Origin of the sequence: Hymenobacter siberiensis, from assembly GCF_018967845.1 — a bacterium.
In the GTDB taxonomy this organism is placed as follows: Bacteria; Bacteroidota; Bacteroidia; order Cytophagales; family Hymenobacteraceae; genus Hymenobacter; species Hymenobacter siberiensis.
In genome coordinates this window covers 1744324-1756343 of the sequence record NZ_JAHLZZ010000001.1, presented here as the reverse complement: position 1 = coordinate 1756343, position 12020 = coordinate 1744324, and the positions used below count along the sequence as shown (strand labels likewise).

The window sequence follows — 12020 nt, the reverse complement described above, 5'->3', positions numbered from 1 at the left end:
ACTAGTTTTGATTGACGATTTGTATGGTCGGGGCCGTAGCGGCATTCTTTTGGGCGATGTGCGCCACGATATTCTTGAAGATTTGCAGCCCCTCCCCTTCTTCCGAGGCATCGGGGTTCTGGCGGCGGCGGCGGGCCCAGTCGGGGTGGTTGTAGGCCGACAAAAAGGCCTCGGGGTGCGGCATGAGGCCAAAAACCTGGCCCGTGGGGTCCGTCAGGGCCGCGCAGTTCAGGGCTGCACCGTTGGGGTTGAAGGGATATACGTCGGTGGCGCTGCCGTCGAAATCGGCGTAGGTCAGGCAGTTCAGCCCGGCCGCTTCGATGGCGGCCTGCGTGGCGGCATCCGGAATCACCAGCCGGCCCTCGCCGTGGCGCACGGGTACCTCTAGCGTATCAATGCCTTTGAGAAAAGGCGTGTTCGACAAGGGGTTGGCGCGGAGCGTCACCCACCGGTCTTCGTAGCGGCCGCTGGCGTTGTGCGTCAGCGTCACTTCGGGCGTCACGTCGCCGCCCATATTGGGCAGCAGCCCCAGCTTTACCAACACCTGGAAGCCATTGCAGATGCCGAATACGAATTTGCCGTCGGCAATAAACTGCTTGATGTCATCGAGCAGGGTGCGGCCCTTGGGACCGTTCTGGCGGTAGCGCAGCTTGTTAGCCAGCACCACGCCCGAGCCGAGGTCATCACCGAAGGAGAAACCGCCGGGGAAGTTCAGAATGTCGAAATCGTGGATGCTCACCTGTCCGTGCAGCACCTGGTTGAGGTGCACGATGGTAGCTTCGGCCCCGGCCAGCCGGTAGGCCGCCGCGAATTCTTCTTCGCAGTTGATGCCGAATCCGGTCAGAATTAGTGCGTGAACCATGGAATTAGTGCGAAAGGGTTGAAGAGGGCACGCCCAGCAGCTGGTTCACCGGCCCGTTGGTCCAGGCAGCGCGCAACGTGGCGGTGTTAGCCGCAATAACCGGCTGGCCTGCGTGGCGCACGGTCAGCTGGCCATCCAGGGTCACGCGGCCGAGGCGGGTGGCGCGGCTACCGAGCAGCTGCTCGAACGCCACCACATCCTCCGGTGCTACCGTAGCCAGAAAGCGCGAGTGCGACTCCGAAAACAGCTGCGTCGCCAGCGGCAGACCGACGGTGGGCAGGTCGATTCCAGCCCCGTAGCCGTAGCCAAACGTGGTTTCGGCCAGCGCTACGGCGAGGCCGCCGTCGCTCAGGTCGTGGCAGGACTGAATGAGACGCTGGTCGTTGGCTTCGCCGATAAGAGTGTACAGCGCCTTGGCTTTGGCGAAATCCACTTTAGGCACGTTGGCACCGAGCTGGCCGTGCAGGGCGTAGAACTCAGAACCGCCCAGCTCGTCGTAAGTTTCGCCGAGCAGGTACACCACGTCGTTCGCTTGCTTGAAATCTGAAGTCACGGCGCGACGCACGTCTTCCATCTTGGCCGTCATCGAGTAGAGCACGGTGGGGGGCACCGAAATCTTCACGCCGTCGGCCTTGAAGTCGTTTTTCATCGAGTCCTTGCCGCTGGTGAGTGGGATGCAGTAGGCCGCCGTGGCGTCGCGCAGGGCTTCGCACATGCGCACCAGCTTGGCCAGCTTCTGCTTGCCGTCGGGGTTTGTTGCGGGGTCGTACACCGAATCGGGCACGCAGAAGTTGTCGTTCACCGACCAGAAAATCCCGTCGCCGGGCGTCAGGTTCGGGAGCTTCCCTCCTACCGCGATAATCTGGCGCACCCCCTCGTCGAACGCGCCGGCCGACATATGGTAGGCGTCCAAATCGCCGTAGCGCGGCAGGATGCCGTTACTCACGGCCACGCCTTCCCAGCTCTCGAAATTGAAGCGCACCACGGCCGCGTCCTGCGGGGCCTGGCCGGTGGCGCCCATCAGGGGCTTCACAATGGTGCGGCCCTTCACCTCGTGGTCGTACTGGCGAATCACTGATTCGCGCGAGCAGATATTGAGCGAGCCGAGCAGCTGCGTCAGCGTTTCGGTATAGTCCGTTGTAGCCGGAATCTCGGGCTCAGCGGCGGTGGGTTTGGTCCACTCGGCTTCCAGAATTTTGCGCGGCACGCCCTCGTGCAGAAACTCCATATTGAGGCGGGCCACCGGCGCACCATCGAAGCGCACGTCCAGGAAACCATCCGAGGTAAAGTGGCCGATATCGGTCAGCTCCACTTCCATTTCCTGGCCCAGCGACATGATTTCGGCCATTTTTCCGGGCTCGACCACCAGCGTAAACCGCTCCTGCGACTCGCTCACGAAAATCTCCCAGGGCCGCAGGCCGGGGTACTTCAGCGGTACACGCTCCAGCTGCACTACCGCGCCACCCGAGATGCCGGCCAGCTCGCCCACGCTAGACGAGAGGCCGCCCGCGCCGTTGTCGGTGCTGCATTTCAGCAGGCCGCGCCGGGCCGCCAGCATCAGGAAATCCATTGCCAGCTTCTGGGTGATTGGTGAACCGATTTGCACGGCCGTGGCGGGCGCGGTTTCATCGAGCTCGATGCTCGAAAACGTCGCGCCGTGAATGCCGTCCTTGCCCACCCGGCCACCGGCCATGATGATGCGGTCGCCGGCATCGATATTCTTTTCCCACGAATCCTTACCCGCAAACTGCATGGGCATCACCGCGCCGGTGCCGCAGTACACCAGCGGCTTGCCAGCATACCGGTCATCAAATACAATGGCGCCGTTCACCGTTGGAATGCCCGACTTGTTGCCGCCGTCTTCGATACCCTTGCGCACGCCTTCCAGAATGCGGCGCGGGTGCAGCTGCCCGGTCAGTAGCGGCCCATCGTACTCGGGGTTGCCGAAGCACAGCACGTTGGTATTGAACAGCAGCCGCGCGCCGCCGATGCCGGTGGCCAGTGGGTCGCGGTTGTTGCCCAGAATACCCGTGATGGCCCCGCCGTACGGGTCAATCGCCGAGGGCGAGTTGTGCGTTTCCACCTTCCATACGAACAGCGAGTCGGCGTTGATGCGCACCGCGCCGGCGTTGTCGGAGAATACTTTCACCAACCAGTCGTTGCCGTTGGCGCGCAGCTGGCGGTCTACTTCGGAAGTGGCGTCCTTGATGTAAGTTTTGAAGAGCGAATCAACCTGCTTCTCCTCACCCGTTTCCAGGTCTTTGTAGTTGATGAGGGCCGAAAACTCCTTGTGTTTGCAATGCTCCGACCACGTCTGGGCGATGATTTCCAGCTCGCAATCCGTGGGGTCAGCGGGCAGGCCGACGGCTTTCCGCTCCTCCTGAGTTTCGGCGGTGGCGAAGTAGTCGCGCACGGCCCGCATCTCCTCCAGGTTCAGCGCATAGATGTTCTCCCTCGAGAGCTGCACCAGCTCCGCATCAGTACGGCCGGTCAGCGAAATGACTTCGGTGATGGCTTCGGCGCCGCCGCCGGGGCGCGGCGTGTAGTCGCGGATACCGTCGGCCACGCGCCCCACTTCCAGCCAGTTGATGAGCTTATTGCCAAGAAGCTCCTCCGCGATACGGCGCAGGTCAGCTTCGGGCAGGTCGTTTTCAATTAAATAGAGCTTCTTACTGAAAATGTGCTGCGTGTGCACGTCGAGCGGCTCGTTCAGCAGGTCGGCCAGGGCATTTTGGGCCGAGGTGCCTTCGTCGTCAGTCACGCCGGGGCGGCGGGCTACCAATATATAGGTAGCGAAGCCGGGCGCGGCCGTCAGCTCGTTCAGGCGCACGTCGTGCAGCACCGGGTCGGCGAGGCAGCGGGTGGCGAAATCGTGCAGCTGGGTTTCGCTGAGCGGGTAGCGCACCGTGTAGAGGGCGGCGCTGCGCACGCGGCCGGTGGCCAGGCCGAGATGGCGGGCGGCGGCTTCGGCCACGCGCTGGCCGTCGCCGTCGTGCTGGCCGGGTTTCAGGGTAAGCTGAATGGTGTGGGTGGTGTTTTCGGACATTGAGAAAATCAGAACGTCAGCGAAACAACGTCATGCTGAGCGGAGCGCAGCGGAGTCGAAGCATCTCGCTTGTGACAGTAAATCAATCGTTGTAACATCATTAGTTAGTGGTTGCAAGCGAGATGTTTCGACTTCGCTGCGCTCAACATGACGTACTCAAAACGCTTTCTCCGGCCGGCTGCCGGGCTTCACTACCGGCACGCCGGCAGCACACAGGGGGCAACTCTCGGGGGCAAAGGTCGCTGCCTGCACCGAAAGCAGCGCGAAATGCGGGAAATCCAGCCCGCCCTTTCCGCCCGTGCGGTCAATCAGCGAAGCCACGGCCAGCACCTCTGCGCCCATAGCACGCAGCACCTTAGCTACTTCCAGGGTACTTTTGCCGGTCGTCACTACATCTTCGGCAATAACCACTCTTTCACCCGGCTCGATGGTGAAGCCACGCCGCAGGGCCATCTGTCCGTCCGCGTCGCGCTCGGTGAAGATGCCGGGCACGCCCAGCTGCCGGGCCAGCTCGTAGCCAATCACCACGCCGCCCATGGCGGGGCCTACCACCACGTCGGGCTGCAGGCCGGCAGCCTGAATCTGGCCAGCCAGCGCGGCGGCGGCCGGTGCGGCCAGCTCCGGGCGGCGCAGGAAGCGGGCGCACTGCACGTAGGTATCGGAGTGCAGGCCCGACGACAGTCGGAAGTGCCCACGCAACAAGGCATCTTCCTGATGCAGCTGCCCGGTCAGCAGCTCGGCATCGAGGGCAATGGGCGAATGAGCTTGGGTGGTTTCAGTCATTTGATTCAGAAAGACTAACATGCAAAAAGCCGCGGTGAAGCGGCTTTTTAGTTCAGGCGTGGGTCGGGCTCGTTACGGCCCGGAATTCGTTGATTTGTTCCTGGAGCTCCCGGGCAGCGGCTCCAGCATCGGGAGCCTGCCAGATTCCCCGCGAGGAATTGATGAGCAGGCCGCTGCCATCCTGCCGCAGGCCGGCCCGCAGCGTGGCCGAAAGGTCGCCGCCCTGCACCCCGATGCCCGGCACCAAGAACCATTGCTCGGGGCAGGCGGCGCGGAGCTTGGCCACGGTGGCCGGCTCGGTTGCGCCTACTACCAGGCCCACGGTCGAGTCGAGTATTTCCTCGTCCATGAGCTTAGCCAGGCGGGCGGCCCAGTCGCTGATGGAGCCACCGCGCGTCATGGCCGCGTCCTGCAGGCCGTGCTGGGGCTTATTGGAGGTTTTCGCGAGGGAGAAAACGATTTTGCCGGGCCGGGCGAAGGGCCGAATGGTGTCGTCGCCCATATAGGGGTTCACGGTCACGCCGTCGGCACCCACAATGTCATAGGAAAAGCGGGCGTACTGCTCGGCCGTGTTGGCGATGTCACCGAATTTGCCGTCCAGAATCACCGGAATGTCCTTCGGGATATCGCGCACGGTTTGCTGGAGCAGGGCCACTCCGTTTTCACGGCTCAGAAAGAACGCAAGGTTGGGCTTGAACGCAGCCGCGTAGGGCGCGGCCTGGGCAATCACTTCGCCCAGACGGCGGGCCACGGTGACATCGTCACCGGTGGGGTCGAGGCCGACACAGAGCAGGGAATTAGCGGCTTGAACGCGGGCAATGAGCTTTTCCATAGAAATTTATTAATGTGTTGAATATGAAAATTTGCGGAATGTGTGACCGGGGCTGCCCAATTCTTCACACGGACAACAAATCTTTGAATCGCCCTGCTGGACGCAACATGATGGCCCTGAAGCCATTACTGGCCTCTGTCATCAACTTTATTTTCCATATTTCGCACATTTTTCTCATTTTCCCACATTTTCTATCTGCGCCACCTCGGCCGCCAGCCGCGCCGAGAGGCCCGGCGACAACCATTCGCCGCTGGCCACCTGCACGGCCTGCGCTCCTACGCGCAAGTAGTCCTGCACGTCGCGCAGCGTAAAAATGCCGCCCGTACCGAAGATGGGCAGCGTCAGTTTCTCGTCATTGGCCAGCTCCCACACGCAGCGCTGGGCCAGTGGCCGCAGCGCCTCGCCCGAGAGGCCACCCACCAGCGGCGCGGCAGCGCGGTCGGTGGGCAGGTGCAATACCTTCAAGGTATTGGTAGCAGCCAGGGCGGTCGCGCCGCCCTCCTGCGCCGCCAGGGCCAAGCCCCGGATGTGGTCGGGCCACGGCGGCAGCTTTACAATCACGGCCGCATCGTCGCGCAGCTCGTTGCGCACGGCCTCGGTGGCCTCGCGCACGAAGCGGGCCGTTATATCGGCCCCCGAGCCGCCGGCCGGTACGGTAATGTATACCTCCACCCCAGCCAGTTGCTCGCCCACTTCCCGTTGCAGGTAGCGGGCAATTTTACGGAAGCCCGGCACGCCCGGCGCCGTAATGCTCACAAATACCGGCACGCCGAAACGGCGCAGGCGCGGCAGGTGCTCCTGCACTAGCCCTTCGGCCCCTTCGATGCGCAGGTCGGTGCGGTTGAGCAGGGTTTGGTCGGCGACCTGCAGGATGCCTTCGTCGCCGGGCAGGCCGGCGCGGGGCTCCATGGTCACGGTTTTGGTAAAAATCGCCCCCAGCTGCTCGTAACCCTCGCCGCCGAGCTCCCACGGGGCCGCCGCCAGGCACACCGCATTCTGTAACGTTATGGCTCCGAGTTTCATATTGATTTGAGCTGTTAGCTAATAGCTGTTGCCTACTAGCTCTTTATACAAGATACTAACAGCCAACGGAATTTTCCACAAGCTAACAGCTAAGAGCCATCAGCTAATGGCCAGAATTTAGATAACGTTGTCGCGGTTAATCAGGAACGGCACGCACTCGCGGATGTCCGTCTGACCGAGGATGAACTGGGCCACGCGGGCCATGCCCACACCGGCACCCGAGTGCAGCTTCACGTCGTGCTCTTCGTGGAAGCCGAGGTACCACTCGAAGTCTTCCAGCTTCATGCCCTGGCGGATGAGGCCGGCCAGCATCGAGCTGGTTTCCAGCTTGTGGCGCAGCTTGGCACCGTTGAACTCCCGCTCGGCCGAACCAGCCGACTCGCCGGCCAGCGGCAGCAGCAGGTCCGACGAGTTCACCACGCGGGGGTCGTCGTCGTTGTTGCGCATGTTGAAGAACTTGATGTCGGCCGGGTAGTGCGTGATGAAGATGGGACCCTCCAGCTCGGTGAGGCGGTTTTCTTCGGCAGCACCCAGGTCGTCGCCCCACTGCAGCTCGGGAAATCCTTCGGGCTTGAGGCGCTCGATGGCATCGGCATAGGTCATGCGCTTAAAGGTGAGGTCTTTGATGTCCTCAGCATCGCGGCCAAACAGGGCCAGCTCCTTGGCGCACTTGGTGGCTACTTCGTTGGCGGCGGTGCGCACAATGCCGCTCAGGTGGCCCAGCAGTTCGTCGAGGTCGCCGAGGTGCTCAATTTCGAACAGGGTGAACTGCGCCAAGCGGCGATTATCAGCGTTCAGCTCCTTGCGGAAGCTCTGGATTTCGCCGCACACGCGGCCGCCTTCCACGGCCTGGGTCAGCATTTCGATGTAGAGCTGGTTCGACTGGGGCAGGAACATCTTCTTGCCGTCGTACCAGTCCAGCGTAAACAGGGTGTCAGTGTTTTCGCAAGCACCGGTCACGCCCACAATGTGGGGCATGTTGTGTACAGTCACGAAGCCTTCCTGCTCGCAGTACTTGCGGGCGCCGCGCATCATGGCATCCCATACTTTGATTACCGCCATGCGCTTGGGGTCGGTGCTCAGGTTGCGGTTGCCGGCGTGGGCCGAGGAGAGGGTAGCGGCGGCTACCTTGGGGGCGAGGGTGTTGGTGTCCATAAGATATTAGTTAAAAGCAGGTTTAGACTAAAAAGCTAGGGAGAAAACCGAACCAACTACGCACAAAAAAACCGTTTCGGAATCCGAAACGGTGGCGGGGCAATAACCAGAAAAAACAGCGGAAATAGCGGCGGCAAAATCGGTAAAACCGACGGCAGCAAAGACCTTCCGGTCCTCTCGCGGGTCGCTGTTGAGCAGGGTCCCGCGCTCTATCAACTGGTGTTTTGGTTGAAGCACGATGCAAAATTACGGAATGTTTACGCCGGGCAAACATTGGTAATGTTACCTTTTTGTTGGGTACTTATTTTTCAACTTCCATTTTCGCCCTAACTGGCTAATCGACCCACTCTTCACTCTGCTTTTTTGCTTCGGAAAAAATTCGGGCCTTCGTAACTAATTGCTTTGCAAGGACAACGTACCGTAACTTTGACTGTTCATTCCGGATATGTAGCCTTCATCTGCATTCAGCGGAAAGTAAAAAGCCCCTGAAATACACGGTATTTCAGGGGCTTTTTACTTTCCGGCCGGCTTACTTGCTATAACTGTAATTAATCGGCCAGAAACCGGGCGACAATTGTAATTATGGCCACAACTCAGCTGGTAGGGCCGGTGTCTACGTTCGACTCAATGGTGCTCTGCACGGTGGTGCTCACGGCCGAGAGAATATCATAGCCCGTAGCGGCTTCAATGGCGTTTACCGTGGTGCGATAAGCGCCCCAGGCCGTACCGATGGAGTTATTGTTGGGCATGTCCACGGCGATAACGCGGGTGCTGGTAGTTACGCGGCCGGCGTCGCCGGTGCCCTCGGGCAGCACCACCATCACCTTCCAGCAATTGCTGGGCACAGTGATGCGGCCGCTGCTAATGGTGGTGGCGTAGCCATTGGAGCCGGTGCCGCCGCTGCCGTAGCTGCCGGCAATGATGTAGACTTCGTTGCCGGCATTCACCAGGGTACGGGCGTAGTTCTCGAGGCCGGCCCAGGTTTGCTGGTTGTTGATGGGGGCCTGGGGCATCATATTCGTCATCAGAAAGGTGGCCGTGTTGTCGGCTACCGAGCCGGTGCGGTCGGCCGAGGGGCAGTTGTGGCCACGGTCGAAGCCCGAGCCCGAGTAGCTGGTGCTGCCTACGTGGTACCAGCTGCTGGGCAGGCTGGCATCGGAAGCGAAATTATCCTGGCGGGCGGTAGTGCCCAGCCAGGCGCTGCTCAGGTGCCAGCTCACCCAGTTCGGCTTGCCCTTATCGCGGCTGTACGAGAGGGTATACTGGGTTTTGGTCATCAGGTAGTTGTTGGGCGAGTTGGTGGCGTCGGTCACGGCGCCGCTGGGGTTGCCCATGGCCAGGTTGTTGTCGCGGGTGGCATCCTGGTTTACGGTGGCGGCAATGGGCTGCTGGCTGGGGGCTACTTGCTCGGTGCGCGAGCACGACGCGGCCAGGGTCAGGAGCAGCGCGGCGCTGCTGATGCGGGTAATGGTTTGCTTCATAAAAACAGGCAGGCAATGAGTTTTTGAATGATGACCGCAAAATTCCCTCTTTGGGATTGCCTCACCACCACCGTAATATTAACGCTACATTACCAATTGCCTAAATATTAGAGCATCAACATTTTGGCATTCGCTTTACAACAATTAAAAATCATAATTTACCTGTTTATTATTCAGACATATGCGCTCTGCCTTGTCACTTCGGTATTAGTTGGTTGGCAAGGCGGCGGGCCAGGGCCTGCCTAAACGACTGCCAATCAGCCTCACGGAAAACAGAAAGTCCCACTGGCAATGCGCCAACGGGACTTTCTGCAAAGGGCCTGCGGTGTGCTGTTGGCCGCTAATTATCAGGCGTTGCGTAGCCAGCCGCTGTCCGGCAGCATCGCGTAGCACTACATGGTAGAGGCCGGGAGCCAACCTGGGCAATTCCAGACCGGTAGTGACCTGGCCCACGGGCTGCTGGCTCACCAGCTGGCCCATTTCCGAATACGTCTGCACCAGGCCGCCCCCGGCCGGCATGTTCACAAAATGCACCTTCACGGCCTGGGCATCGGGGGCGGGGTTGGGGTAGGTTTCGAGCTGCGGCACGGCCACTGCTTTGGCTACCGCCACCACCACTACGGACGAGAAGGACTGGGTGCTATCGTTATCAACCTGCCGCAGGCGGTAGTAGAGGGTGCTGACGCCCAGGTTGCCGGCTTCAGCATCGCGGAGCTTGTAGCCGAGGGGGCTAGTGCTGCTGCCGGCTGCCGCTACCTAGCCCACGGCCTGAAAGGCGGTTTCGCCGCCCGTGGAGCGCTCCACGGCAAAGTAGCTGCTGTTTTTCTCGGTGGCCGTGGTACAGCTCAGGTCGGTGGTGGCGTTGTTCCACTTGCCTACAAAGGTTGTCAGCTCCACGGGCAGGGGCACAATGGTGGTAATAATGCCCCCGGCCAGGTTATCGGCAAAGGCCTGAAACACGTTGATGTTTACGCCCAGGGCCGCCGTTGAGGAATAGGGTCATTGCACCAAATGCGTAGTTAGCGTTTTCTGGTTGAGCTTAAAAAAACATGTGTCGATTGCTGAATCGGAAGGCCCTTTCCAGCGCCAGGATTCAGTGAAATGATTTACTGGCTGCTCAAATAGTTACAACAGCCTCCTCACAACTTGCCTTGTTCAAAGCGTGTTATTGGTCAATGCGTTGTGAATATTAGCTCAACTATAGCAACGCTAACTGTGCATTTGGCACAATGGCCCTAGCTTTTTATTGCGTATATTTGTAATATAACATTTTTAATATTACTTTTTATTCAGTTATCGTGAAATAAGCTCGTAAGCCGTTTGTTTTCGATTGATGCAACATTATTTTAGGTTCCTATTTCCACCTGCTGCATGAGCCCTACTCTACCCTTCAAGATTTTTGTAGTCGAGGACAATGAATGGTATGGCGAGCTACTCCTGCACCGCCTCAGCCAGAACCCGAACCACAGCGTTTCGCGCTTCACCACGGCCCAGGCATGCCTGGAGCAGCTGGGCGAAAAGCCGGATTTTATCACGCTCGACTATTCGCTGCCCGATGCCAAGGGCGAGCAGGTGCTGCGCCAGATTCGGGAGCGGCTGCAGGGCACCGAAGTAGTGGTGATATCGGGCCAGGAGGACGTGAGCACCGCCGTCAGCATGCTTCAGCAGGGGGCCTACGACTACCTGGTGAAGGATGAGAACACGCTCGACCGCCTCTGGAACCTGGTGGGCAAAGTAGCCCAGCAGGTGAGCCTGCGCCGCGAGAACAACCAGCTGCGCCAGCAGATTGGGGTGCGCCACGGAGCCGGCCAGGCCATTTTCGGCGAGCACGCGTCGATGCAGGCCGTGCAAACCCTCATCACCAAGGCGGCCCGCACCACCATCACGGTGAGCGTGAGCGGCGAAACCGGCACGGGTAAAGAACTGGTGGCCAAGGCAATTCACTTTCAGTCGAGCCGGGCGTGCCTGCCATTTGTGGCCGTAAACATGGCAGTCATTCCGCGCGAGCTGGTGGAGAGCGAGCTATTTGGGCACGAGAAGGGGGCATTTACCGGGGCGGTGGCCCGCCGCGTGGGCCGGCTGGAAGAAGCCACCGGCGGCACCCTGTTTCTGGACGAGATAGCCGACCTCGACCTGAGCCTGCAGGCCAAGCTGCTGCACGTGCTGCAAGAGCGCGAAGTAACCCGCTTGGGCGGCAACCAGACCATCCCGTTCGATGTGCGCCTGATTGTGGCCACGCATCGCGACCTGCTGACGGAGGTGCAGGCCGGCCGCTTCCGCGAAGACCTGTACTACCGCCTGCTGGGCCTGCCCATTGTGCTGCCCCCCCTGCGCCAGCGCGGGACCGATGTGCTGCTGCTGGCTGGGGTATTCGTGCGCGATTTCTGCCAGCTCAACAACCTGCCGCCACGCCAGCTCACCGACTCGGCCCGCGAGCAGCTGAAGGCGCATCCGTTTCCGGGCAACGTGCGCGAGCTGAAGGCCGTGGTGGAGCTGGCTACCGTGCTGGCCGACGGCGAGTTCATTCATGGCGAAGACCTGCCCCTGCGCCCCGGCAAAGCCACCTTTGGCCCCGGCAGCCAGCTTTCGCTGCGCGAGCAGACCACGGCCATCGTGCAAAGCTGCCTCGATGAGCTGGACGGCGACGTACTGGCCGTGGCGGCCCGCCTGAACATCGGGAAATCTACTATTTACCGTATGTTACGGCAACGCGAGCTGCACATCGGGTAAATACCGGCGAGGGGGCTGCCGGGTTTTCGCCGGATTTGTTGGTGCGCTTTGCCTTTGCCTGCGACATTGTTTTACGCTTAGCTCTTTTTTTAATGCGTCGCTCTCGTT

Annotated in this window: 11 protein-coding genes; 1 reads left to right on the top strand and 10 read right to left on the bottom strand. The window is 60.6% G+C overall.

Going from position 1 to position 12020, the window contains the following annotated elements; genetic code table 11:
* Nucleotide 1: 1 nt before the first annotated feature.
* From KQ661_RS07545 to KQ661_RS07500, 10 genes are all read right to left on the bottom strand, one after another.
* The gene (locus tag KQ661_RS07545) at nucleotides 2–862 is read right to left on the bottom strand and encodes a phosphoribosylformylglycinamidine synthase subunit PurQ (protein WP_216680061.1); all 861 of its coding nucleotides are present in this window, start codon (nucleotides 860–862) and stop codon (nucleotides 2–4) included.
* Nucleotides 863–866: 4 nt separating this feature from the next.
* Entirely contained in the window at nucleotides 867–3908 is a 3042-nt protein-coding gene (locus KQ661_RS07540) for an AIR synthase-related protein (RefSeq protein WP_216686058.1), read from the bottom strand.
* A 156-nt stretch (nucleotides 3909–4064) separates the two neighbouring features.
* On the bottom strand, nucleotides 4065–4691 hold the full coding sequence (gene pyrE, locus KQ661_RS07535; protein ID WP_216680059.1) for an orotate phosphoribosyltransferase: 627 nt from the start codon (nucleotides 4689–4691) through the stop codon (nucleotides 4065–4067).
* A 52-nt stretch (nucleotides 4692–4743) separates the two neighbouring features.
* Nucleotides 4744–5523, bottom strand: coding sequence for an orotidine-5'-phosphate decarboxylase (gene pyrF, locus KQ661_RS07530; RefSeq protein WP_216686057.1), 780 nt, complete (start codon nucleotides 5521–5523; stop codon nucleotides 4744–4746).
* Nucleotides 5524–5697: 174 nt separating this feature from the next.
* Entirely contained in the window at nucleotides 5698–6546 is an 849-nt protein-coding gene (locus tag KQ661_RS07525) for a dihydroorotate dehydrogenase (protein ID WP_216686056.1), read from the bottom strand.
* 117 nt (nucleotides 6547–6663) lie between these two features.
* Nucleotides 6664–7701 (bottom strand): amino acid--tRNA ligase-related protein, encoded by a 1038-nt coding sequence (locus KQ661_RS07520; protein ID WP_216680056.1) that lies wholly within the window; start codon nucleotides 7699–7701, stop codon nucleotides 6664–6666.
* Between the two features lie 27 nt (nucleotides 7702–7728).
* Nucleotides 7729–7938, bottom strand: coding sequence for a hypothetical protein (locus KQ661_RS07515; RefSeq protein WP_216680055.1), 210 nt, complete (start codon nucleotides 7936–7938; stop codon nucleotides 7729–7731).
* A gap of 356 nt (nucleotides 7939–8294) precedes the next feature.
* On the bottom strand, nucleotides 8295–9182 hold the full coding sequence (locus KQ661_RS07510) for a DNA/RNA non-specific endonuclease (RefSeq protein WP_216680054.1): 888 nt from the start codon (nucleotides 9180–9182) through the stop codon (nucleotides 8295–8297).
* 207 nt (nucleotides 9183–9389) lie between these two features.
* Nucleotides 9390–9794 carry a T9SS type A sorting domain-containing protein gene (locus KQ661_RS07505; RefSeq protein ID WP_216686055.1) on the bottom strand — a complete coding sequence of 135 codons (405 nt, stop codon included), beginning with the start codon at nucleotides 9792–9794 and terminating at the stop codon, nucleotides 9390–9392.
* A 144-nt stretch (nucleotides 9795–9938) separates the two neighbouring features.
* Nucleotides 9939–10142: a hypothetical protein gene (locus KQ661_RS07500; RefSeq protein WP_216686054.1), complete on the bottom strand. Its 204-nt coding sequence runs from the start codon at nucleotides 10140–10142 to the stop codon at nucleotides 9939–9941.
* Nucleotides 10143–10553: 411 nt separating this feature from the next.
* Between KQ661_RS07500 and KQ661_RS07495 the strand changes: the two genes are divergently transcribed.
* Nucleotides 10554–11912 (top strand): sigma-54-dependent transcriptional regulator, encoded by a 1359-nt coding sequence (locus KQ661_RS07495; protein WP_216686053.1) that lies wholly within the window; start codon nucleotides 10554–10556, stop codon nucleotides 11910–11912.
* Nucleotides 11913–12020: the final 108 nt, after the last annotated feature.

What these genes read in the sequence shown, in the direction of transcription:
- KQ661_RS07545 (WP_216680061.1), bottom strand. Translation starts at nt 862, where the DNA reads ATGGTTCACGCACTAATTCTGACCGGATTCGGCATCAACTGCGAAGAA.
- KQ661_RS07540 (WP_216686058.1), bottom strand. Translation starts at nt 3,908, where the DNA reads ATGTCCGAAAACACCACCCACACCATTCAGCTTACCCTGAAACCCGGC.
- pyrE (WP_216680059.1), bottom strand. Translation starts at nt 4,691, where the DNA reads ATGACTGAAACCACCCAAGCTCATTCGCCCATTGCCCTCGATGCCGAG.
- pyrF (WP_216686057.1), bottom strand. Translation starts at nt 5,523, where the DNA reads ATGGAAAAGCTCATTGCCCGCGTTCAAGCCGCTAATTCCCTGCTCTGT.
- KQ661_RS07525 (WP_216686056.1), bottom strand. Translation starts at nt 6,546, where the DNA reads ATGAAACTCGGAGCCATAACGTTACAGAATGCGGTGTGCCTGGCGGCG.
- KQ661_RS07520 (WP_216680056.1), bottom strand. Translation starts at nt 7,701, where the DNA reads ATGGACACCAACACCCTCGCCCCCAAGGTAGCCGCCGCTACCCTCTCC.
- KQ661_RS07510 (WP_216680054.1), bottom strand. Translation starts at nt 9,182, where the DNA reads ATGAAGCAAACCATTACCCGCATCAGCAGCGCCGCGCTGCTCCTGACC.
- KQ661_RS07495 (WP_216686053.1), top strand. Translation starts at nt 10,554, where the DNA reads ATGAGCCCTACTCTACCCTTCAAGATTTTTGTAGTCGAGGACAATGAA.